Source organism: Mesorhizobium sp. M2D.F.Ca.ET.226.01.1.1 (assembly GCF_004022705.2).
Lineage (GTDB): Bacteria > Pseudomonadota > Alphaproteobacteria > Rhizobiales > Rhizobiaceae > Mesorhizobium.
In genome coordinates this window covers 208,684-230,157 of sequence record NZ_RZOY02000012.1, presented here as the reverse complement: position 1 = coordinate 230,157, position 21,474 = coordinate 208,684, and the positions used below count along the sequence as shown (strand labels likewise).

Annotated in this window: 19 protein-coding genes and 1 pseudogene; 7 read left to right on the top strand and 13 right to left on the bottom strand. The window is 62.1% G+C overall.

The genetic code is table 11. The features are described 5' to 3' along the window. The first annotated feature begins 19 nt into the window (after window positions 1–19). The 4 genes from thiS to EN869_RS26350 are packed head-to-tail and all read left to right on the top strand — an operon-like array spanning window position 20 to window position 2,346. Window positions 20–217 carry a sulfur carrier protein ThiS gene (gene thiS, locus EN869_RS26365; protein ID WP_024504260.1) on the top strand — a complete coding sequence of 66 codons (198 nt, stop codon included), beginning with the start codon at window positions 20–22 and terminating at the stop codon, window positions 215–217. Between the two features lies 1 nt (window position 218). After that, window positions 219–992: a thiazole synthase gene (locus EN869_RS26360; RefSeq protein WP_126101881.1), complete on the top strand. Its 774-nt coding sequence runs from the start codon at window positions 219–221 to the stop codon at window positions 990–992. Continuing rightward, entirely contained in the window at window positions 989–1,594 is a 606-nt protein-coding gene (locus EN869_RS26355; RefSeq protein ID WP_126101882.1) for a thiamine phosphate synthase, read from the top strand. Before EN869_RS26360 ends, EN869_RS26355 begins: the two co-directional genes overlap by 4 nt. After that, complete coding sequence (locus EN869_RS26350) at window positions 1,585–2,346, top strand: hydroxymethylpyrimidine/phosphomethylpyrimidine kinase (protein ID WP_126101883.1); 762 nt, start codon at window positions 1,585–1,587, stop codon at window positions 2,344–2,346. Before EN869_RS26355 ends, EN869_RS26350 begins: the two co-directional genes overlap by 10 nt. 676 nt (window positions 2,347–3,022) lie before the next feature. Here EN869_RS26350 and pmtA read toward each other — a convergent pair. From pmtA to EN869_RS26330, 4 genes and pseudogenes are all read right to left on the bottom strand, one after another. After that, window positions 3,023–3,619, bottom strand: coding sequence for a phospholipid N-methyltransferase PmtA (pmtA, locus tag EN869_RS26345; protein WP_126102846.1), 597 nt, complete (start codon window positions 3,617–3,619; stop codon window positions 3,023–3,025). Between the two features lie 76 nt (window positions 3,620–3,695). Further along, the gene (gene panC / locus EN869_RS26340; protein ID WP_126101884.1) at window positions 3,696–4,586 is read right to left on the bottom strand and encodes a pantoate--beta-alanine ligase; all 891 of its coding nucleotides are present in this window, start codon (window positions 4,584–4,586) and stop codon (window positions 3,696–3,698) included. Further along, window positions 4,583–5,427, bottom strand: a pseudogene (panB, locus tag EN869_RS26335) (3-methyl-2-oxobutanoate hydroxymethyltransferase). The gene panC and the pseudogene panB overlap by 4 nt, the downstream one beginning before the upstream one ends. Before the next feature lie 256 nt (window positions 5,428–5,683). Next, entirely contained in the window at window positions 5,684–6,463 is a 780-nt protein-coding gene (locus EN869_RS26330; protein ID WP_126101885.1) for a phosphodiesterase, read from the bottom strand. 955 nt (window positions 6,464–7,418) lie between these two features. On the opposite strand from EN869_RS26330, the gene EN869_RS26320 reads away from it, so the two are divergent. Then, on the top strand, window positions 7,419–7,724 hold the full coding sequence (locus tag EN869_RS26320; RefSeq protein WP_348628167.1) for an AlpA family phage regulatory protein: 306 nt from the start codon (window positions 7,419–7,421) through the stop codon (window positions 7,722–7,724). Here EN869_RS26320 and EN869_RS26315 read toward each other — a convergent pair. The 5 genes from EN869_RS26315 to EN869_RS26295 form a co-directional block, all read right to left on the bottom strand. Continuing rightward, the gene (locus tag EN869_RS26315) at window positions 7,705–8,958 is read right to left on the bottom strand and encodes a site-specific integrase (protein ID WP_126101887.1); all 1,254 of its coding nucleotides are present in this window, start codon (window positions 8,956–8,958) and stop codon (window positions 7,705–7,707) included. The two genes, EN869_RS26320 and EN869_RS26315, sit on opposite strands and share 20 nt — an antisense overlap. A 316-nt stretch (window positions 8,959–9,274) precedes the next feature. After that, complete coding sequence (gene guaA, locus EN869_RS26310; protein ID WP_127230663.1) at window positions 9,275–10,840, bottom strand: glutamine-hydrolyzing GMP synthase; 1,566 nt, start codon at window positions 10,838–10,840, stop codon at window positions 9,275–9,277. Window positions 10,841–10,910: 70 nt separating this feature from the next. Continuing rightward, window positions 10,911–11,549, bottom strand: a complete 639-nt coding sequence (locus EN869_RS26305) for a 5'-methylthioadenosine/S-adenosylhomocysteine nucleosidase (RefSeq protein ID WP_127230662.1) — start codon at window positions 11,547–11,549, stop codon at window positions 10,911–10,913. Window positions 11,550–11,552: 3 nt separating this feature from the next. Beyond that, window positions 11,553–12,014 (bottom strand): PaaI family thioesterase, encoded by a 462-nt coding sequence (locus EN869_RS26300; RefSeq protein ID WP_127230661.1) that lies wholly within the window; start codon window positions 12,012–12,014, stop codon window positions 11,553–11,555. Window positions 12,015–12,108: 94 nt separating this feature from the next. Continuing rightward, window positions 12,109–13,398, bottom strand: a complete 1,290-nt coding sequence (locus tag EN869_RS26295) for an RsmB/NOP family class I SAM-dependent RNA methyltransferase (protein ID WP_127230660.1) — start codon at window positions 13,396–13,398, stop codon at window positions 12,109–12,111. Window positions 13,399–13,729: 331 nt separating this feature from the next. Here EN869_RS26295 and EN869_RS26290 point away from each other — a divergent pair, with 331 nt between their 5' ends. Beyond that, window positions 13,730–14,407 (top strand): MIP family channel protein, encoded by a 678-nt coding sequence (locus tag EN869_RS26290; RefSeq protein ID WP_127230659.1) that lies wholly within the window; start codon window positions 13,730–13,732, stop codon window positions 14,405–14,407. 68 nt (window positions 14,408–14,475) lie between these two features. Here the strand turns inward: EN869_RS26290 and katG are convergent, their stop codons facing one another. Beyond that, window positions 14,476–16,686 carry a catalase/peroxidase HPI gene (katG, locus tag EN869_RS26285; RefSeq protein WP_127230658.1) on the bottom strand — a complete coding sequence of 737 codons (2,211 nt, stop codon included), beginning with the start codon at window positions 16,684–16,686 and terminating at the stop codon, window positions 14,476–14,478. A gap of 162 nt (window positions 16,687–16,848) precedes the next feature. Between katG and EN869_RS26280 the strand changes: the two genes are divergently transcribed. Beyond that, window positions 16,849–17,757 (top strand): hydrogen peroxide-inducible genes activator, encoded by a 909-nt coding sequence (locus tag EN869_RS26280; protein ID WP_127230657.1) that lies wholly within the window; start codon window positions 16,849–16,851, stop codon window positions 17,755–17,757. Window positions 17,758–17,812: 55 nt separating this feature from the next. On the opposite strand, the gene EN869_RS26275 is transcribed toward EN869_RS26280, so the two are convergent. From EN869_RS26275 to EN869_RS26265, 3 genes are all read right to left on the bottom strand, one after another. Then, entirely contained in the window at window positions 17,813–18,916 is a 1,104-nt protein-coding gene (locus EN869_RS26275; protein ID WP_127230656.1) for a calcium:proton antiporter, read from the bottom strand. A 131-nt stretch (window positions 18,917–19,047) separates the two neighbouring features. Beyond that, the gene (locus EN869_RS26270; protein ID WP_127230655.1) at window positions 19,048–19,671 is read right to left on the bottom strand and encodes a poly-gamma-glutamate hydrolase family protein; all 624 of its coding nucleotides are present in this window, start codon (window positions 19,669–19,671) and stop codon (window positions 19,048–19,050) included. Window positions 19,672–19,680: 9 nt separating this feature from the next. Next, window positions 19,681–21,447 (bottom strand): AMP-binding protein, encoded by a 1,767-nt coding sequence (locus EN869_RS26265; RefSeq protein WP_127230654.1) that lies wholly within the window; start codon window positions 21,445–21,447, stop codon window positions 19,681–19,683. Between the last annotated feature and the right edge of the window lie 27 nt (window positions 21,448–21,474).

The following is a 21,474-nucleotide window of genomic DNA, read 5'->3' as shown; positions in this document are numbered from 1 at the left end:
AGAACCAAGGAGCATGCTCATGAAACTGATGGTCAACGGCGAGGCGCGTGAGATTGCCGCCACCACGCTGGCCGAGTTGCTTGCCGCGCTCGACTATGAGGGCGATTGGCTCGCCACCGCCGTCAACAGCGACCTCGTGCACAAAGCCAACCGCGCGGAGTTCCAGTTGAGCGACGGCGACCGGATCGAAATCCTCTCGCCCATGCAGGGCGGCTAGCATGTTGGAGCTTTATGGAACCGAGCTTTCGTCGCGCCTGCTTCTCGGCACGGCTCAGTATCCTTCGCCGGCCATCCTTGCCGATGCAGTCAAGGCATCGGGCACGTCGGTGGTGACCGTCTCGTTGCGGCGTGAGATGGCGGGCGGTAGGGCCGGCGAACAATTCTGGTCGTTGATCCGCTCGCTGGGCGCCAGAATCCTGCCCAATACCGCCGGCTGCCTTTCCGTCAAGGAAGCCGTCACCACCGCGAAAATGGCGCGCGAGGTCTTCGGCACCAACTGGATCAAGCTCGAAGTGATTGGCAATCACGACACGCTACAGCCGGATGTGTTCGGTCTGGTTGAAGCCGCCCGCATCCTGTGCGAAGACGGTTTTGCGGTATTCCCTTACACCACCGACGACCTTATTGTCGCAGAGCGGCTGCTTGCGGCGGGCTGCAAGGTCTTGATGCCCTGGTGCGCACCGATCGGTTCCGCCCTCGGGCCGATCAACATCATGGCGCTGCGCTCGATGCGCGGATATTTCCCTGGCGTCCCGCTGATTGTGGATGCGGGGCTCGGACGGCCGTCGCACGCGGCCACCGTCATGGAACTCGGCTTTGACGCCGTGCTCCTGAACACAGCAGTCGCCAAGGCGGCATATCCGGTCGGCATGGCGCGTGCTTTCGGTAAGGCGGTCGAAGCCGGTCGTGAAGCCCACGCATCGGGTCTTCTCGAGCCGCGCGACGTCGCCGTGCCATCGACGCCGACGATCGGCAGGGCCGTTCTTTCATGAATCTCGATCCCTTCTACCTAATCGTCGACAGCGCCACCTGGATCGAAAGGTTGGCGCCGCTCGGCGTCAAGCTGGTTCAGCTTCGCATCAAAACGATGGATGAAACCGGGCTGCGCGCGGAGATCCGCAGGTCGAAGGCCTTGTGTGTCCAACACAAAAGCCAGCTCATCATCAATGATCATTGGCGGCTGGCGATCGAGGAAGGCTGCGACTTCGTTCATCTCGGCCAAGAGGATTTGCAGACCGCCGACCTCTCGCGGATAAGGGCGGCCGGTGTAAGGCTCGGACTGAGCACCCATGATGATATCGAACTGGAAACGGCTATGGCCGCCAGGCCCGACTATATCGCGCTCGGCCCCATCTATCCAACCATTCTGAAGAAGATGAAATGGGCGCCGCAAGGGGTCGAACGGATCAGCGGATGGAAGCGCCGGGTCGCACCGGTTCCTTTGGTCGCCATTGGTGGCCTCAACCCTGACCGACTCGACGGTGTCTTTGCGGCCGGTGCGGACAGCGCGGCGGTGGTCACCGACATCACATTGAATGCCGATCCCCAAGCGCGCACGCGAGAATGGATCGAAAAGACAGATCGATGGCGCTGAGGCGAGAACCGCATGTGCTTGTCGTCGGCGGATCCGACTCCAGCGGCGGAGCCGGAATTGCGCGCGACATCGAAACGATCTCTTCGATTGGCGTGCGGACATGCCTTGCGGTCACCGCGCTGACGGTGCAGACGCACGAAGCCGTCATGGAAATCCATCCTTCGCAACCCCGCCTGGTGGCCGATCAGATGCGCGCCGCGCTGCAAGCCAACGAGGTGGCTGCCGTCAAGATCGGCATGCTGGCGACGGCCGAGATCATCGTTGCCGTTGCCGCAGTGCTGCGCGAGAATCCGCAGGTGCCGGCGATACTGGACCCGGTGCTGGCCTCGACATCAGGCCGGACGCTTCTGGAAGCCGGCGCCACCGCCGTCATGAAGCGGAATCTGATGCCGCTTTGCCGCCTGGTCACACCCAACCTCATCGAGCTGGCGCTCCTGGTTGGCTCGGAACTGGCAGTGGATGACGACGGCGCACTGTTGCAAGGCCACGAATTGCTGGCGGCCGGAGCGCAGGCCCTGCTGATCAAGGGCGGCCATGCATCGGGACCTCGATCAACCGATATTCTGTTGCGCCACGATCAAGAACCAATCCGCTTCGACACACCGCGTCTGGCTACGTCGATGCGCGGGACGGGATGCATGCTGGCCAGTGCGATTGCGGCGCATATGGCGAATGCGAGCCCACTCGAAGACGGCGTGCGCGAAGGCAAGCTGTTTGTTTTCGGGAAACTGCAGAAGAATGCAGCCATGTGAGTGATCGCTTTTGCGCCGATCACTCGCAAGAGCTGGACTGGCGACCACGCTTGTCCAACGAAAACGAGTTCAGGAGCTTTGCAAGGACCGGAAGAGCTGTCCCCTTTTTTCGGCATCTGCGGAAAAGTCTTTCAGCCAAACCCGACTATTATGGTCTTCCTGTCGTATTTCTGAATGCCATTGCACGGTAGAGTGACTGGACTTCATCGCATTCGTGGCACGGGAAGGGCAGCCGGCCATCGTACAAGCTGAGGCACCACAAGACGGCGCAGACCGTCACGCTCTAAAGAAGACGTCACTTTCCAGGGGAATCTTCATCAGGGGTCCGGCAATCGGGAGGTTCGGCCGGGTGAATGGACGACGGCTATGACTCGCTCAGGAGATAGATGGCACGATCCGGGCCAGGCACCTGCACGGATCGCCTCCCAAAAATGGCAGGCCGGTCCCGGTACCGAGACGCCGTCTCGAGATTTTCGCGGCCGTGGTGGCTTCGCCGTCTGTCGACCGCAGGGCGATGGGTGTAGCAGATGAGTGTGCGCCTGCCAGCGAAAGGGCATAGCGGCCTCCGCAAAACGGCGGCGGCTATAAAAAGCGCACTCGATGCGAATTTCGTCACGACCACCGCCTGTCCTGACGATTTTGCGAACGGCCCGCCGTCCTCGCGCGTCCCGCTCCGTCAGACTGCTCGTCGGTAAGTCCACAGCTGTGCGGGCGGGATGTTGCGGACGACGAAATCATAGTGGGACACGACATAGCGGTCGGGCATTTTGATCACCGGCGACAACGGTCCGTAAGTGATCTGAATCACAGGTCTTCCAGCAGGAATGCGGGCCAGCAAATCCTCAAGCAGGCCGACACGCTGTTCCATTGGAAAGCTCAACAGCGGCACCGCACTTATCACACAGTCGAATTGCTCCCCGCGCCGCTCGGCAAGCACTTCCTCCAACGCGAACGCATCGCCCAATCGAAAATCCACGCCCGGAAAGGCTCGCGTCAGGCGCTCATAGAAATCCTTGGAATACTCGACCGAAACCAGTTGTTGCGGCTTGATGCCTCTTTCCAGGATTGCCTTGGTAATGACGCCGGTTCCGGCGCCAAGTTCAAGAACCGGCAATCCGGATGCCGGATCGATGACGCTTGCCATACGACGCGCGGCATGAACGGACGTTGGCATCAGCGCGCCCACTCGTTTCTTGTCCTTCTGCCAGCCCTTGAAGAATTGCACTTCTTCTTCGAACTTCCTGCCGAGGCGCTCCTTCAATCGAAACACCATATCCACTCCCTGCTCCGGCCATTTGTCTGGGTCATTTTGACGACGCACCTTTGTACAAGCCTTGCGGCATTCTCAATCATGCGGCATTGGCTGCCGCGAGCAGCTCGCCTTGGCGCTGCCCGGGCAGAACTCCAACGTTATCGATAAGCCGCGTCCCGCCAAGCCAGGCGGCGACGATTAGGTGGGCCGGTCGATCCGCGGCGGAAAGCGGTGACAGGTCATGGTCTGCCCGTAGCTCGAGATACTCGACCTCGTCGTAACCGGCAGCGAGGATCGCTTGCCTGGCCTCGGCAAGCACAAGCTCGGCTGGCAATCCTGCCGACAATCGCCCGGCCGAAGCCGACAGGACTTCGGCGAGCCTTGGCGCTGCTAAGCGCTGTTCGGCCGAAAGCCTGACATTGCGCGACGACATTGCCAGGCCGTCGGCTTCACGGACCGTTGGACATGCTACAATCTCGATTGGAATGTCGAGATCGCGGACGAGCCGGCGAACGACGTGCAGTTGCTGGAAATCCTTCTCGCCGAAGAAGGCGAGATCAGCACGCGTCTGTAGAAAGAGCTTGGCGACGACGGTTGCCACGCCGTCGAAATGGCCCGGACGGAACGCGCCGCACAGGCCATCGCTCACCCCACTGACTGAGATCGTGGTGGCGAAATCTTCCGGATACATGTCCGCTGCATTTGGCGCGTAGAGCAGATGAGCGCCGAGCGGCGCAAGCTTGGCGGCATCGTCATGCTCAGTGCGCGGGTAGGCCACGAGATCGGCCGCGCTGTTAAACTGTTTCGGGTTGACGAAGAGCGTCACGATAACCCGGTCCGCCTTGGCGAGCGCGGCACGCACCAGGCTCAGATGGCCTTCATGCAAGGCACCCATGGTCGGCACGACAGCGACCTTGAGGCCATTCTGCCGCCATGCGGCCACAGCCATGCGCAACTCGGCGACGGTTCGTGCGATCGGAATGCTCATGCGCCTTCTCCACCATTGACCGTCCTTGGCGCATCGCCGAACAGATGCTCGGCGGCTGGAAAGCGGCGGTCGCGCACTTCCTGCGCATAGACCGCAATCGCCTCCCCGGCGATCTCACTGAGTTCGGCATAGCGCTTGACGAATTTGGGCCGGAAGTCGCCGAAGATGCCCAACATGTCGTCGACGACGAGAATCTGCCCGTCACAGGCCGCCGAGGCGCCGATACCGATCGTCGGGATCGCTACCTCTGCGGTGATCCGGCCGGCGAGCACCTCCGGGACCTTCTCCAGCACCAGCGCGAATGCCCCCGCTTCGCTCACGGCAAGCGCGTCGGCCGCGACGCGCTCGGCATCACCGCCTCTGCCCTGCACGCGGTAGCCGCCGAAGGTATTGACCGCCTGAGGCGTCAAGCCGACATGGCCCATGACTGGCACGCCGCGTGCAGCCAGGAAGCGGATCGTCTCGGCCATTGCCTCGCCACCTTCGAGCTTGACCGCCGCGCAGCCGGTTTCCGTCATGACACGTGCAGCATTGCGGAAGGCTTGCTCGGGGCCTTCCTCGTAGGAGCCGAACGGCATGTCGACGAGCATCAGCGCCTGCTCGAGGCCGCGGCGCACGGCCTGGCCGTGCATGATCATCATCTCAAGCGTCACGCCCAGCGTCGACGGGAAGCCGTGCAGCACCATGCCGACGCTGTCGCCGACGAGAACAATGTCACAATGCTGATCAACGAGCTTTGCGATCGCGTGGTATAGGCCGTCAGGCAGACGAGCGGAGTGCCACCCTTCCGGGAACGAATATCCGGCGGTGTGATCGCCTTGGTGTTAGCAACCGCACTCAACAAGGGCTCCTTCCCCAACGTTACCAACTATGGGTGCCGCGTTTGGCACATTTTTGTGCAGGTGCGAAGAGTAAATTCGCGATTGCGAGAAGATGACGCGCCGACATTCATCGTCAGAACCAATCAAATCGGTTTAGCTGTTTCCGCAGCTATCTCTGCCAACTCCAGGCAGTTCGGGAGCCAAGGTCAACGAGCCAATACGGGTCAGTTCCTCGGCGTCGATGCGACGACGCCGTCACAATCGAAAATGACCAGTTCATGAGATTTCTGCTGCTTCATTGGTCACCCCCGGGAAAGGACCTGCGGGCGAGATTTCAACCACATTCCTGTCGCTGACCTCGAAACGGTGCACGAGCACGCCATCGTCGTCGATCAGCGCGACGTCAAAAGCCGGCGCATCCTCGACAAAGTCTGCGTCCCTGCGCGCGAAGTGCGGAATGATTTGATGCGCAACGCCGCGGATGGCGCTGAAGGGAATGCCGCTCCAGGTGCCGCCAACATCAACGTGCACATGGCCGTGAAAAATGTGCCGGACATTGCCGGCGGCGGCGATCGCCCGCATGAGCTCTTGCCAGTTCTGCATGTTCCAAGGCTCGAAATGCGGCAGGCCGATCGGCTGCAGCGGATGATGGGCGAAGAGATAGGCAGGCGTTTTCTGTTCCTCGGCCAAGCGCGCCAGCAGCCATTCGAGCCGGCCCTGATCCAAAGCACCATGACCGAAGCCTTCCACCAATGTATCGAGAAAAATGAGGCGCCCGGCAGTCCCGTCTTGGACCGACTGAATGAAGCCATTCGCATCGCGTGGCTCTTCAGGAAATGCGCGAATAAAATTCTCGCGCCTGTCGTGATTGCCGAGCAGAAGGCGGGCGGGCACCCGCAGTTCCTGCAGCGCCTCGCGCAACAGGACGTAGGAGGCGAAATCGCCCTCGTCGGTGAGATCGCCAGTCACGACGCAAAGCTCGGCGTCGGCATGATCGCGGCTGATGCGCTCAATGGTCTTGCGAAGCCGTTGGGCAGGATCGAAGCCGAAGAGCATGGCGCGTTACCCAATTGCCCCTCACAGTCGCTTTCGAGCGATTTCGGCTGAGAGCAGAATGAAGGTTGGGCGCCACGTGCGGCTCGACATGGTAGCAGCCGTACGCAGCCAATATGCTCGCCTCCTTGGTCTCCGACGCTATTTTTCTGCCGACGCATGCGCGAGCCTTCCCGCCGGTTCGAGGGGCCGCCGATCACTGCCGCGGGCCGAACGCGCTTGACAAGATAGGGCGCGTTCACGCGGCCTTGAAAGGCACTGCCTCGGCCTGTTCAGCGCCCGTCTCTAAAGAAACTGCATGACGCCGCGCTCCAAGCGTCTTGTGGGTAAATCTCTAGTCGTGACGATCATTGCAGTCGTCCGCGACCTTCGGCCTGTCGTTTACGGCAATTGCGTCGTCACCGCATCGATTAAAATTGTCCGTGCAAGCGAGCGAGCAAGTCACCGGGTTTGGCCTGACTTCACCAGCAAGGTTGTCATTAGCCGGTGAATTTAGCGACGGTTAAAATACGAGTTTTTCGAATTGACGGGCGTTAGTTTTCAAATGCTACCCGTGCTGCATGGACGGTGGTGGTAGAATATGCGCGGCCTGGGTTGGATTAGAAGGATACGGCAGGATGAAGCTCAGCAGATGCGAGATCGTATCGCTCTGTTAGAATGCGAACTGATCATTGCTGCCTCCTCCAGAGGCAAATCCAATTTGCTGAACGCAGGGCATGAGCTTCGTTCGCAGAAGGCTCGGTTGGAGCGCCTCGAACATTGCATAGCCTCGATGTCTAAACGGCCCTAGTGCTGCTCCCGAGGACCGCCTGCTGGTCAAGGACGGCGATGTGGTCGCAATTGGGGGCTATATCGGAAATGGGGCAGACACGCGACCATGCGCTCCCACGGAGCCTTTCCGGTCATAAGCATGGTCAAATTGCGCAACCCTACTCAACCTGAAAGCTGCCAACGCATAATGGAAGAGCAATCTCTTCCGGTTTTGCCGCACATTCAGGCGCGACACGTTGTGCGAACTGTGCGCCGGTCACAATTGCGAGAAATCGTCCCTTTATCGGACACGACCATCTACGAAATGGAGCAACGCGGCGAGTTCCCACGACGCTTCAATCTGACTCCCCGCTGTGTTGTTTGGGATCTAGCAGAGGTCGAGGCCTGGGTTCAGGCAAGGCGAAACGCCTCGTCTGCCGGGACTCTCGAAACCGCCCCAGGTCCAGACGTCCGGTCGCGCAAGACGAGGCCTGTCAAATCGGATCGAGAATGATTGCCGCCCCGGCAGCCGGCTGGAGTACGGGGGTGTGCTTCTTGCCCGCTGCCCAGGCCTCAACCATGTCGGCCCATTCCTGGAGCATATGACGGCGCTGCGGCTCATATTCAGCCTTGTTATAGACACCGCGCGAAGTGCGGCTGTCTTCGTGAGCAAGGCATTTCTCGATCCAGTCGCGATTGAATCCGATCTCGTTTAGGATTGTCGAGCCAGTCCGCCGTAGGTCGTGCACTGTAAAGGGCGCAAGCGGCATTTCTTGTCTTTTTGCGCGGTCGACAATGGCCATTGTGACACGATTGAAGGTGGCGCGCGACATGGGTTCGTCGGCGTCATAGCGAGATGGCAGCACATATCGGGAGTTCGCTGCGCAAGTCTTGAGCGCAATCAGGATATCGAGGGATTGGCGGGACAGGTAGACGTTATGCGGCTTTTTCCGTTTCATTCGCTCTTTGGGAATGCTCCACACAGCGTTCTCAAAATCGACCTCGTCCCAAGTCGCGTCCAGCAGCTCACCCTTCCGAACCATCGTGAGCAGGATCAGCTTTAGGCCCAGCCGTATCGTCGGCAATGTTGGCACATGTTCCAACTCAGTCAGCACGATGCGGATTTCTGCTGGGGACAATGCTCGGTCTTTTGCCTCGAACGTGGCGATCGAAGCCGGTCCTACCTCGTCCGCTGGATTGGCAATCTTCTCGCCGTGCAGAATGGCATGGCCATAGATTTGCTTAACAATATCCCGGACGTGAATGGCTGTTGCCGGCGCGCCACGGTCCCGCACCTTTGCGCAGAGCGCCCGCAAGTCGCCAGCTGTTACTTCTGTGAGGAGCCTTTTGTCCCAGATTGGCAAGATGTCTCGATCGAAGATGGCCTTGCGCATTGAGCGCGTGCTATCCGCCATCTTGGCCTCCTTAAACCAGGCCCGGCCGGCATCGCCGAAGGTGGCCATTGCAGATAGGCGCCGCTTTTTACGCTGCTTTTCATGCGCCGGCGATTGTCCGGTTGCCACCATTTTTCGGGCCGCAATGCAGCGGTCACGCGCCTCTGCTAGCGAGATGCCACCCTCACCATAGCGGCCCAGCGTGACTGTCTCTCGCCTTCCATTCATTCGGTAGTCGTAGCGGAACGAGATCTGCCCGGCCGTGGACACGGTGGCGTACATACCGTCACGATCAGCAACTTTGTATATTTTGTTTTTAGGTTTCAGCTTCTTAAGTGCAATGTCGGTGAGCATGGCGAGGGCAATCCGAGCGCGTGGCCGCATATTCAGCGCCCGATTTTACCGTCATCGATTGTACCGTCAAGGTTTGAAAATTTCTCTTGTAGTTCAATAGCTTACCTAAATTTTAGCTAGCCTTCTAGGAAATCAGGCGGTGACGGTATCGGTCTCGAGCGAGAATGATGAGGAAAGCGATACCGTCAGGTCTACCGCCAAATGATTCCGCTTGCGGGCGATAGTCAGCGATAGGAAAAGAGATGAAAAAGATTACATTTCAACATGTTAAGTGGCTGGCGCCGATAGCCACCAAATGCTGGCGAACGACCGAGCTTTATTCCCACTCGATGGTGCCTGGCGGCTTCGACGTCACGTCGTAGACGACGCGGTTGATGCCCTTCACCTCGTTGATGATGCGGGTGGCGGCCGCACCCAGGAAGTTCATGTCGTAGTGGTAGAAGTCGGCCGTCATGCCGTCGACGGACGTCACGGCGCGCAGCGCGCAGACGAATTCATAGGTGCGGCCGTCGCCCATGACGCCGACCGTCTGCACCGGCAGCAGCACGGCGAAGGCCTGCCAGATGGCGTCGTAGAGGCCGGCCTTGCGTATCTCGTCGAGATAGATGGCGTCGGCCTCGCGGAGGATCTCCAGCTTCTCACGCGTGATGCCGCCCGGACAGCGAATGGCAAGGCCGGGACCCGGGAAGGGATGGCGGCCGATGAAGCTTTCGGGCAGGCCGAGCTCCTTGCCCAGCGCCCTCACCTCGTCCTTGAACAATTCGCGCAGCGGCTCGACCAGCTTCATGTTCATGCGCTCGGGCAGGCCGCCGACATTGTGGTGCGACTTGATCGTCACCGACGGACCGCCGGAGAAGGAGACGCTTTCGATGACGTCGGGATAGAGCGTGCCCTGGGCCAGGAAATCGGCGCCGCCGAGCTTCTTGGCCTCCTCCTCGAACACCTCGATGAACAGGCGGCCGATGGTCTTGCGCTTCTTTTCGGGATCGGCCTCGCCTTCCAGCGCCGAGATGAAGCGGTCCGAAGCATCGACCAGGATCAGCGGCAGATTGTAGTGCTGGCGGAACATCTCCACCACGCTCTCAGCCTCGTCCTTGCGCATCAGGCCGTGGTCGACAAGAATGCAGGTCAGCTGGTCGCCGACAGCCTCGTGGATGAGAAGTGCGGCGACCGAGGAGTCGACGCCGCCGGAGAGCGCGCAGATCACCTTGCCCTTGCCGACCTGCTTGCGGATCGTTTCGACCGCGTGCTCACGATAGGCGCGCATCGTCCAGTCGCCCTCGATGCCGGCGATGTTGTGGACGAAGTTTCTCAAGAGCCTCGCGCCATCCGGCGTGTGCACCACTTCCGGGTGGAACATGATGCCGTACATCTTGCGCTCGATATCGCCGAAGATGGCGAAGGGCGAGCTTTCCGACTTGCCGAGCACCTTGAAGCCCGGCGGCAATTCGATGACGCGGTCGCCATGGCTCATCCACACCTGGTGGCGCTGGCCGGGCGCCCACAGCCCCTCGAACAGCGGGCTTTCCTTCTCGATCTCGACGAAGGCGCGGCCGAACTCGCGATGGTTGGAGCTTTCGGCGACGCCGCCCATCTGCACGCAGAGCGCCATCTGGCCGTAGCAGATGCCAAGCACCGGCACGCCGGCGTCGAAGACGATCTGCGGCGCGCGCGGGCTGCCGATGTCGGTGGTCGAGGCAGGGCCGCCGGAAAGGATCACCGCTTTCGGATTGATGCGCTTGAAGGCAGCTTCGGCCGATTGGAACGGCACGATCTCGGAAAAGACGCCGGCCTCGCGGATGCGGCGGGCGATGAGCTGCGTGAACTGGCTGCCGAAATCGACAATCAGAACGGTGTCGGGATGATTGGCTGTCGTCGTCATGGCGAGCCTTTAGAGAAAGAAACGAGTCTGCGCAATGGGCTGCGCGCTGCGGCTTTCCGTCCTTTTGCGCCTATGCCAGTCGGATCGAGCCGGATTCGATCGCCTGTTCCAGCAGCCCGACGGCGGCGGCCAGCTTCTCGTCGATGACATGCAGATATTCAGTCCAGTCGTTGACATGCCTGAGATCGGCCGCGCCGTCGGAAATGCCGCGCAAGCCGATCAGCGGCACGCCGAAGAGCTGGCAGGCGCGCAGGCAGGCGAAAGTCTCCATGTCGACCATGTCGGTATCGATGGCGTCATAGGCAGCGCCGGTGATGATCGCGCCGCCGGTCGAGAGCGTGGCGGTCTTGATGCCAGGAATGACGAAGGGCAGCGGCACCGTCACCGGCAGGTCGAGAAAAGGCGTGGCGCCTTTTTCGAAGCCGAGCGGTGAAGCGTCCATGTCGCGATAGCTCACCGACACGGCCTGGTAGATCTCAGCCTGCTCCAGCTTGCGGCTGCCGGCCGAGCCCAGCGAAACGATCAGATTCGGAAGCGCTCCCTCGGCCTTCAGCGCCGCGAGTTCCGCGCTTAGCCGCACTGCAGCCTCGACCGGACCGACGCCGGTCATCAGCGGCGTGAACAGGTTTTTCAGATGCGGGCCGTATTCGGCCTCGACCGCCATGACGAACAGAACAGCCTTACCTGCGACCTGAACTGCACCAGCCATGCATCACCCTTCTATTCCATCGCGGCCGACCACCGTCATCATCGTGCCGGTCATCGTGGCGATCAGCTTGGCCTCGCCGTCGACGGCGAAGGCGTAGGCCTGGCCGTCAGCGACGATGATGGTGCGGCCGGGCTTGGTCACCGAGCCGCGGAACAGGAAGCGCTCGCCCCTGCCCGGCGCGAGCAGGTTGACCTTAAATTCGATGGTCAGCACGCCGGAATTCTCCGGCATCAGCGAGAAAGCCGCATAGCCGCAGGCGGAGTCGAGCGCCGTGGAGATAACGCCGGCATGCAGGAAGCCGTGCTGTTGGGTGAGCGAAGCCGAATAAGGCATCTCGATCTCGATGATGCCGGGCGTCACCAGGGTCAGCTCGGCGCCGATGGTGGCCATGGCTTTCTGCCGGGCAAAGGACGTCCTGACGCGTTCCTCGAAGTCGGGAGCGGGTACGATCTTGGCTGCTGCCATGGCGCTTTGCCTCTTATTTGCTGGCGAAGCTTATTGCAGAGCCAGGCAGGACAGGCAATCTTTTATGTTGCAGCGCAGCAAAAGACGGCTGCCCTCAACCGGCCCTGCGCAAGGCATGGAGGTAGAACCCGTCGGTGCCGCTCAGCGCCGGCGACAGCGAGATGCCGCCGGTTTCGGCAATGCGCGCGGCGCCTGCATGGCCAGGGAAGCGGCCATTCCAGAGCTGGCGATGGTCGATCGGCGCAAAGCCGCCATGACGCTGACGGAACGCCGCGACCTGCTCGCCGTTTTCGGCATCGAACACCGAACAGGTGATGTAAACCAGCAAGCCGCCCGGTTTGACGAAGGCCTGCGCGGTGTCGAGGATCGCCTGCTGCTCTGCCTTTCGGGCATCGAGCTGCCGCTCGGTCAGCCGCCATTTGGCGTCTGGGCGGCGGCGCCAGGTGCCACTGCCAGTGCAGGGCGCGTCAATGAGGACGAGGTCCATATGACCCGAAAGCGGCTCAAGCTCTGCAGGCTTGCTGACGACCTGGATGTTGCGGTTGTGCGAGCGGCGGATGCGCTCGAAGATCGGCGCCAGCCGCACCTTCTCCGCGTCATGGGCAAAGAGCTGGCCCCGATTGTCCATCTCGGCAGACAGCGCCAGCGTCTTGCCGCCGGCGCCGGCGCAATAATCGAGCACCTGCATGCCGGGCGCGGCACCCGCAAGTGCGGCGGCAAGCTGCGAGCCCTCGTCCTGCACTTCGAACCAGCCTTTCTGGAAGGCCGGCTCGGCCTGCACGTTCGGGTGCCGGCCGTCACCGTCGATCGGCGGGATGCGGATGCCGTGCGGCGCGATGGCCGCCGGCGCCGCGCCCGTGCCCTGGAGTTCGGCCAGCACCTTGGCGCGATCGGCCTGGAGTGTGTTGACCCTGAGGTCCAGCGGAGGACGCTGGGCGAGTGCCGCGCCTTCCTCGATCCAGGCGTCGCCATAGGCTTGCTCGAGCAGCGGCGCGCACCAGTCCGGGACGTCCGCCCGCACGGCCTCGGGCGCATCGGCAAGCCTGCGCTCGGCCGCGACCTTCAACTCGGCGGCTTTGAGCAGCGGCGGCGCGAACTTGTCGCCGTTCAGCGCTTCATTGAGCGACTGCGCCGTTTGCCCCCACTCCAGCAGCAGCGCGCCGAAGCCGATGGCGCGCGGCGTGTCGTCGCCGAACAACCAGCCGGCCGAGCGTTTGCGGCGCAGCGCATCATAGACGATGTTGCCGATCGCGGCGCGATCGCCGCCGCCGGCGAAGCGGTGCGACAGGCCCCAATCGCGCAAGGCGTCGGCCACCGGCCGGTGACGCCGGCCAATGTCTTCCAGAACCTCTATGGCCGCCGCCAGCCTTCCGCCCAATCGCATCCCGTTTTCCGTCGCTCCTGCAAATCGGTTCCAGCCGCTCTTAAAGCCTTTCAGGCCAGGATTGAAACAATTCTGTTCGGTTTGCCGGTGAAACGACGTTTCGGCGCCATGCCATTTCCCCAAACGGTTTTTCCATCGCGAGTGGGTGCCGCGGGAAAAACAAGAACATCGATCAGAATATGAAAGATCTCTAATGTCTTTAACTGACAAGCACAAGCAAGCCTGCCGGCTTAACCTCTCAGCTTTCTAAGTTTTGCCGGCAGGAATACTCTTGCCGCAGTGATTCGCGGCGCGGGAAACGCGGTTTGACGGATCCTATGAGGAGAGGGCAATGAAGACTTATCTGGCAGAAGTTCTCGGCACGTTCTTGTTGGTGTTCATCGGCACGGCCTCCGTGGTCACGGGCGGTTTCGGCGGCGCGCTGCCGCTCGGCCAGGAAGGCATCGGCCTGGCGTTCGGCATCGGCCTGATCGCCGCGGCCTATGCGATCGGCCCGATCTCGGGTGCGCATCTCAATCCGGCAGTCACCCTTGGCGTGTTCCTGGCGGGACGGATGCCGGCCAAGGATGTCGTCCCTTACTGGATCGCGCAGATCATCGGCGCCATCATCGCGTCGCTGGCGCTGTGGATCATCGTTTCCGGACAGGTTGGCGGCCACACCGGCAGCTTCGGCGCCAATGGCTGGGACGAGGCGAAATGGGGCGTGAGCTCGGCCTTCCTGTGGGAGCTGATCGGCACCTTCACCTTCGTCACCGTGATCCTCGGCGTCACCAACGCCAAGCACACAACCGCCTTCGCCGGACTGGTCATCGGCCTGACGCTGGCCGGCATCCACTTCGCCATGATCCCGGTGACCGGCACCTCGGTCAATCCGGCGCGCTCGATCGGCCCGGCGCTGTTTTCGGGGAGTGCCGCGCTCAGCCAGCTCTGGCTGTTCATCGTCGCGCCCTTGATCGGCGGAGCGATCGCCGGCGTGGTTGCCAAGGCCGGTATTTTCGAAAAAGACTGATCGCAGTTTCGAGCAAAAGCAAAAAGGCGCGGGCATGACCCGCGCCTTTTTGCTTGGGAGGTAGTATCTTACTTCACGATGTCGAAGCGGTCGGCGTTCATCACTTTGGTCCAGGCCTTGACGAAGTCCTTGACGAACTTCGCCTTGGCGTCGCTTGAACCATAGACCTCGGACAGCGCGCGCAGCTGCGCGTGCGAGCCGAAGATCAGGTCGGCGCGGGTGCCGGTCCACTTCACCTCTCTGGTCTTGCGGTCGCGCGCTTCGTAGACCTCATCCGAGCCCGGCTCGGAGCCCGCCGCCGGATCCCAGACGGTCGCCATCGAGAGCAGATTGACGAAGAAGTCGTTGGTGAGCTGGCCCGGCCTGTCGGTAAAGACACCATGCTTCGAGCCGCCGGCATTGGCGCCGAGGACGCGCAGGCCGCCGACCAGCACCGTCATTTCCGGCGCGGTCAGCGTCAACAACTGGGCGCGGTCGACCAGCATGGCTTCGACCGACATCGGCAGCTTGCCGCGGGCATAATTGCGGAAGCCGTCGACCTTCGGCTCGAGCGGCGCGAAGGAGTGGACGTCCGTCTGCTCCTGCGAAGCATCCATGCGGCCAGGCGTGAAGGGCACCTTCACTTCGTTGCCACCGTCTTTCGCCGCCTTCTCGACCGCGGCGACGCCGCCGAGCACGATGAGGTCGGCCAGCGAGACCTTCTTATCGCCGCTCTGAGCCGCGTTGAACTCCTTCTGGATCGTTTCGAGCTTGCCCAGCACCTTAGCGAGCTGAGCCGGCTCGTTGACCTCCCAGTCCTTCTGCGGGCTCAAGCGGATGCGGCCGCCATTGGCGCCGCCGCGCTTGTCCGAGCCGCGGAAGGTCGAGGCCGAAGCCCAGGCGGTCGAGACCAGCTCGGAAACCGAGAGGCCGGAAGCCAGGATCTTCGCCTTCAGCGAAGCAATGTCGGCCTCGCTCACCAGCTCATGGTCGATGGCCGGGATCGGATCCTGCCAGATCAGTTCTTCCTTCGGCACGAGCGGGCCGAGATAGCGCACGACCGGGCCCATGTCGCGGTGGGTGAGCTTGAACCAGACGCGGGCGAAGGCATCGGCGAACTGCTCCGGGTTCTGGTGGAACCGGCGCGAGATCTTCTCATAGGCAGGATCGAAACGCAGCGCGAGATCGGTGGTGAGCATGGCCGGCGCATGACGCTTCGAGGCATTGTGCGCGTCCGGAACCGTGCCGGCGCCGGCGCCGCCCTTCGGCGTCCACTGATGGGCGCCGGCCGGGCTCTTCGTCAGCTCCCATTCATAGTTGAAGAGGTTGTCGAAGAAATTGTTGCTCCACTTGGTCGGCGTCGTCGTCCAGGTCACTTCGAGACCCGAGGTAATGGCGTCGCCGGCAATGCCGGAGGCATATTTGCTCGACCAGCCGAGGCCCTGCGCCTCGATGCCGGCACCTTCCGGCTCGGCGCCGACCAGCGAGGCGTCACCGGCGCCATGCGTCTTGCCGAAGGTGTGGCCGCCGGCGATCAGCGCCACGGTCTCCTCGTCATTCATCGCCATGCGGCCGAAGGTCTCGCGGATATCGCGCGCGGCGGCGATCGGGTCCGGCTTGCCGTTCGGGCCTTCCGGATTGACGTAGATAAGGCCCATCTGCACGGCGCCGAGATGGCCGCTCAGCTCGCGATCGCCCGAATAGCGCTCGTCGCCAAGCCACTTGGTTTCGGAACCCCAGTTGACGTCCTGCTCCGGCTCCCAGACATCGGCGCGGCCGCCGGCAAAGCCGAAGGTCTTGAAGCCCATCGATTCCAGCGCGACGTTGCCGGTGAGGATGAGAAGGTCGGCCCAGGAGATCTTGCGGCCGTATTTCTGCTTGACCGGCCACAGCAGCCGGCGCGCCTTGTCGAGGTTGGCATTGTCCGGCCAGCTGTTCAGCGGCGCGAAACGCTGCTGACCGGCACCGGCACCGCCGCGGCCATCGCCAATGCGATAGGTGCCGGCGCTGTGCCAGGCCATGCGGATGAAGAGCGGCCCGTAGTGGCCGAAGTCGGCCGGCCACCAATCCTGCGAATCCGTCATGACCTTGTGCAGGTCCTTGACCACCGCATCGAGGTCGAGGCTGGCGAACTCCTTGGCGTAGTCGAAATCCTCGCCCATCGGATCCGAGAGGTTCGACTGCTGGTGAAGAACGGAAATGTCCAGCTGGTTCGGCCACCAGTCCCTGTTGGTCCTGCCGCCGTGTCCATGGGCGACGGGGCATTTGCCAGCGCTGCTGTCGTCGGTTTTCGCGTCCATCTCAATCTCCAAATCTGCCGAGGTTTGATCTTGCCGGGTTTGATTTTTGCCGGGAATTCCGGGGCGGCCAGCAGGCCACACCAATCTGGAATGATTCCAGACTAGGCCGGCCAGCCGATAAAGACAAATTGCCTTTCCTGTTTCTTTCGATAGGATTTTCCTATGATTGGTATCACCATCCGTCAGATGCTTTACTTCGATGCGCTGGCGCAAACGCTGCATTTCGGCCGCGCCGCCAGGCGCTCCGGCGTCAGCCAGCCGGCACTGTCCTCGCAGATCGCCGAGATGGAAGAACGACTAAATTGTCGTCTGTTCGAACGCGGCGGCAAGACGGTGCGGATGACCGACGAAGCGCATGCCTTGCAGCCACGCATCGAGCGCATCCTCGCCGATATCCGTGACGTCGAAGCGACGGCGCGACGCGGCCGCCCCGCCATGGAGGGCCGCTTCCGGCTGGGCATCATCCCGACAGTGGCGCCGTATCTTTTGCCGCATGTGCTGCCGGAATTGAAGAAGCAATACCCTGCCCTGCAGCTCGAGCTGCGCGAGGCGGTGACCGCATCGCTGGTCGACGACACGGCCTCCGGCCGGCTCGATGCCTTTATCGCCGCGCTGCCGCTCGACCATCCGGGCCTTGTCGCGCAAGAGCTCTTCCCCGATCGCTTCTTCCTCGCCGTGCCGTCGGGCGACCCGGCCTTTGCCTCGCCGCCCGTGCCGCCCGAGAGCCCGGCGCTGGAGCGGCTGATGCTGCTCGAGGAAGGCCACTGCCTGCGCGAACAGGCGCTGGCCGTATGCGGCAATGTGCGGCCGGTGGCGATGGCAAGCTACGGCGCGACCAGCCTGACGACGCTCCTGCAGATGGTGGCGCATGGGCTGGGCGTGACGCTGGTGCCGGAAATGGCGGCAAGTGCGGCCGGCGTCATGCCGGATCTGAGGATCGTGCCGTTCCAGGAACCGATGCCGCAGCGCCTGATCTGCATGGCGTGGCGCCGCAACAGGGCGCGGCAGGACGAGTGCGTGGAGCTGGCGCGGATCATACGCGGGTTGGATGCAGCGGTGCTGAGAGTGTGAAGCACCCCCTTGAGCCGTCTCTATCCCTGCGCTTAATGGCCGGCTTGCGCCAATTTCACGGCACAAAGATCAGAAACACATAGGTAAAAAACACCACGATATGGACCATGCCGGTCAGGAACGTCGTTCTTTCGGTGCTGAAGCTCACGCTGCATATGAAAAGCGCCAGCACCAGAAGCACGGCATCGGACGCCGGAAGCCCCAAGGTCAGCCCCCTGCCCGTCAGCAGGCTGGCGGCCGCGACCGCCGGTATCGTCAAACCGATCGTAGCGCAGGCCGAGCCCATCGCGACGTTCAGGCTGCGCTGCAGCTCGTTCCTGAACGAAGCGCGGATCGCCGAGATGGCTTCCGGCATCAGAACCAGTGCCGCGATCAATGCCCCCACGATGCTGTCGGCCTGGGTTACCTGGTAGGCGGCAAGCGCATCCTCCACACTTGCGGCGACCTGCTCGGCGAGCAGGACTATTCCGATGAGCCCGCTCAACAGCAGCAGGGCGCTGACGGAAATACTTGCGTGGGAGGCAGTTCGCATTGGAGCATCGTGCGCCTGTCCCTGGACGAAGTCCTCCCGGTGACGGACGGTCTGGGCGAACACGAAGCTCGCATAGAGCAGCACTGAAAGGACGCTTACGAAACCAAGCTGGGCCGCCGAAAACGTGCCGGGACCCGTGGCTTGTGTGTAGGTCGGAAGAATAAGCGTCATCACGGTCAGCGCGATCAGAACCGACAGGTAAGCGCTGGTCCCTTGCCGAAGGATCGCTTGCTTGCGATAGCGCCAGCCGCCAAGCGTGAGACATATGCCGACGACACCGGTGGAGGTGATCATCACCGTCGAGAAAACGGACTCGCGCGCCAGTGTCGGATTGTTTTCTCCATGCAACATCATGGAGACGATGATCGATACTTCGATTGCCGTCACCGCAAAGGTCAGCACCAATGTTCCGTATGGCTCCCCGATGCGCCGGGCCACCGCCTCGGCGTGGTCAAGCACCACGAAAATGGTGGTGAACATGATCGCGCTCGACAGCGCTCCGACGAGTATCCTGACGTTCAGCGACCCTTCCTCAACCGAAAAGCCGCCGGCCCTGACCGCTAGCGCCATCGCCAGCGCGGCCAACGGCATCGTGTAGGACGTCACCGACCGGGCATAACCAGTCATCCAAGCCCCCTAAAGCATGTCTACCGAAAGTGGGAACGGGTTTCGGGATAAAGACATGCGTAAAATCAAAAACCTAAAGCGCATGGAGCGAATCTGAAAGATCGCGACGCGCTTTAGTCCAGGCGCACCGTTCAAAGCATGATTGGGGACCGGGCGCCGTGTCTGGCGTCGACTATGTCGATGGCCTTGCGGACCGCCCCACAGAATTTTTCCAGAAGTTCCGGCTCGTTGCCCATCCGGCGGCGCAGGAAGAAGGGCACTTCCAGCTGTGCTCCTTTCCCCGTCAGTCCGCGATTGACGATGTTCGAATCCTGGATGCCTGGAAAGGGATGGTTGTCCTTTTGCGTCTGGAAGCCGGCCTCCTGCAGTCGCCAGGCTATCTCCGAAACCAACGCGGCGTCCTTGCCGCCAAGGTAGACCGTCGACGGATCCTCCCGATCCTGACGGCCGTGGATGGCGACGACGGTGGACTTCGTCCGCAACAGCTCCAGCGCAGATTCCTCGTCGAAATTCCTGGACGTTATGTGAAGCTCCCGGTTGCTTTCCGGCATGAGGCCTTCAAAGCAATACATATCGAGATCGCGTCCCGCTATCGTCTCGGTGATCAGGGAGGTGCGGGGCTCGATCTTGCCGCCATGCGGAGCCATGACGATCGCATTGCCGGTTCGCGCGCCGCGCCGGATCACGACACGATAGTCCACATTTTCGATTTTGGCGGCTTTCAGCGCCGCGAAATTGGGAAACTCGTTGTCCATGAATGCCGTTCAAGCCGTCTTCTGCGCCACCAGCCCCAGTTCTTCCACCATCGCCTCGCGCATCAGGAATTTCTGCGGCTTGCCGGTCACCGTCATCGGCAGTTCGGTCCGGAAACGGATGTGGCGCGGCACCTTGTAGTGCGCGATCTGGCCGGCGCAGAAGGCCTTGATTTCTTCGGCGGTGGCGATCTGGCCGGGCTTCAAGACGATCCAGGCGCAGAGCTCCTCGCCATATTTGTCGTCCGGAATGCCGAAGACCTGCACTTCCTTGATTTTCGGATGGCGGTAGAGGAATTCCTCGAGTTCTCGCGGATAGACGTTCTCGCCGCCGCGGATGACCATGTCCTTTACCCGGCCGACGATGTTGCAATAGCCTTCGGCGTCGATGGTGGCGAGATCGCCGGTGTGCATCCAGCCGTCGGCGTCGACCGCCTCGCGGGTCTTCTCAGCATCGTCCCAATAGCCCTTCATCACCGAATAGCCGCGGGTGCAGAGCTCGCCCGGCTCGCCGACCGCGACTGTAGCGCCGTCGGCGCCGATCGCCTTGACCTCGACATGCGGGTGGATGCGGCCGACCGTGGAGACGCGCTTCTCCAGCGGATCGTCGACGCTGCTCTGGAAGGAAACGGGGCTGGTCTCCGTCATGCCGTAGGCGATGGTCACCTGGCTCATATGCATCAGTGACACCACCTTCTTCATCACCTCGATCGGGCAAGGCGAGCCGGCCATGATGCCGGTACGCAGGCTGGAAAGATCGAAACCGGCGAAATCCGCGTGATCGAGCGTGGCGACGAACATGGTCGGCACGCCGTAGAGGCCGGTGCAGCGCTCCTGCGCCACCGCCTTCAGCGTCGCGCCGGCATCGAAGCCCTCGCCGGGGAAGACCATGGTGGCGCCCTTGGTGACGCAGCCCATCGTGCCCATCGACATGCCGAAGCAATGATAGAGCGGCACCGGGATGCAGAGCCGGTCGTCGACGGTGAGTTTTATCGCCGAGGTAACAAAACTGCCGTTGTTGACGATGTTGGCGTGGGTGAGCGTCGCTCCCTTCGGCGCGCCCGTCGTTCCGCTGGTGAACTGGATGTTGATGGCATCGCCGGGCTTCAGGCTTTCGGAGATGCGGTCGAGGCTGTCATGCTCGTCGCGGCCGGCCATGGCCAGTACATCGCCGAAATTGAACATGCCGGGCGAGCTGTCGTCGCCCATGCGGATGACGATCTCAAGCGACGGCAGCTTTTTCGCTTTGAGCCTGCCCGGCTCGGCCGTGGCGAGCTCCGGCGCCAGCGTCCCGATCATGCCGAGATAGTCGGAGGTCTTGAAGCTGACGGCGGTGACCAGCGCCTTGCAACCCACCTTGTTGAGGGCATATTCCAGCTCGGTCAGCCGATAGGCCGGGTTGATGTTGACCAGGATGAGGCCGATGCGGGCGGTGGCGAACTGCGTCACCACCCATTCCCAGCGGTTCGGCGACCAGATGCCGACGCGGTCTCCCTTCTCAAGCCCAAGCGCCAGGAAGCCGGCGGCCAAAGCATCGACCGCGTCCGACAATTCGCTCCAGGTGAAGCGCTTGTCCTGGCCGACGAAGACAGCGGCGTCGAGCGTGGCGTATTTGCTCACCGTATCGGAAAACAGCTCCGGAATGGTCTTGTCGAGCAAGGGCACCGAGCGGTCCCCCGAGACATGCGCCTTGCCGCCGACCGGGGCAACAAAGGTGCCGCTCGCGCGAGGCCCGCGCAGATTGGTGGCGTTCATGAGCTCGTCGAGTTTGATCGCCATCGCCGTCTCCTCCGGGAGGATCGAGCC

Excerpts from the sequence above, each read along its gene's own strand:
- pmtA (WP_126102846.1), bottom strand. The coding sequence starts at position 3,619 with ATGGTGTTTCGATTGAAGGAGCGCCTCGGCAGGAAGTTCGAAGAAGAA.
- EN869_RS26355 (WP_126101882.1), top strand. The coding sequence starts at position 989 with ATGAATCTCGATCCCTTCTACCTAATCGTCGACAGCGCCACCTGGATC.
- EN869_RS26280 (WP_127230657.1), top strand. The coding sequence starts at position 16,849 with ATGATTGGTATCACCATCCGTCAGATGCTTTACTTCGATGCGCTGGCG.
- EN869_RS26295 (WP_127230660.1), bottom strand. The coding sequence starts at position 13,398 with ATGCGATTGGGCGGAAGGCTGGCGGCGGCCATAGAGGTTCTGGAAGAC.
- EN869_RS26320 (WP_348628167.1), top strand. The coding sequence starts at position 7,419 with ATGGAAGAGCAATCTCTTCCGGTTTTGCCGCACATTCAGGCGCGACAC.
- guaA (WP_127230663.1), bottom strand. The coding sequence starts at position 10,840 with ATGACGACGACAGCCAATCATCCCGACACCGTTCTGATTGTCGATTTC.
- EN869_RS26300 (WP_127230661.1), bottom strand. The coding sequence starts at position 12,014 with ATGGCAGCAGCCAAGATCGTACCCGCTCCCGACTTCGAGGAACGCGTC.
- panC (WP_126101884.1), bottom strand. The coding sequence starts at position 4,586 with ATGAGCATTCCGATCGCACGAACCGTCGCCGAGTTGCGCATGGCTGTG.
- EN869_RS26330 (WP_126101885.1), bottom strand. The coding sequence starts at position 6,463 with ATGCTCTTCGGCTTCGATCCTGCCCAACGGCTTCGCAAGACCATTGAG.
- EN869_RS26265 (WP_127230654.1), bottom strand. The coding sequence starts at position 21,447 with ATGGCGATCAAACTCGACGAGCTCATGAACGCCACCAATCTGCGCGGG.
- thiS (WP_024504260.1), top strand. The coding sequence starts at position 20 with ATGAAACTGATGGTCAACGGCGAGGCGCGTGAGATTGCCGCCACCACG.
- EN869_RS26315 (WP_126101887.1), bottom strand. The coding sequence starts at position 8,958 with ATGCTCACCGACATTGCACTTAAGAAGCTGAAACCTAAAAACAAAATA.
- katG (WP_127230658.1), bottom strand. The coding sequence starts at position 16,686 with ATGGACGCGAAAACCGACGACAGCAGCGCTGGCAAATGCCCCGTCGCC.
- EN869_RS26290 (WP_127230659.1), top strand. The coding sequence starts at position 13,730 with ATGAAGACTTATCTGGCAGAAGTTCTCGGCACGTTCTTGTTGGTGTTC.
- EN869_RS26350 (WP_126101883.1), top strand. The coding sequence starts at position 1,585 with ATGGCGCTGAGGCGAGAACCGCATGTGCTTGTCGTCGGCGGATCCGAC.
- EN869_RS26305 (WP_127230662.1), bottom strand. The coding sequence starts at position 11,549 with ATGGCTGGTGCAGTTCAGGTCGCAGGTAAGGCTGTTCTGTTCGTCATG.
- EN869_RS26275 (WP_127230656.1), bottom strand. The coding sequence starts at position 18,916 with ATGACTGGTTATGCCCGGTCGGTGACGTCCTACACGATGCCGTTGGCC.
- EN869_RS26270 (WP_127230655.1), bottom strand. The coding sequence starts at position 19,671 with ATGGACAACGAGTTTCCCAATTTCGCGGCGCTGAAAGCCGCCAAAATC.
- EN869_RS26360 (WP_126101881.1), top strand. The coding sequence starts at position 219 with ATGTTGGAGCTTTATGGAACCGAGCTTTCGTCGCGCCTGCTTCTCGGC.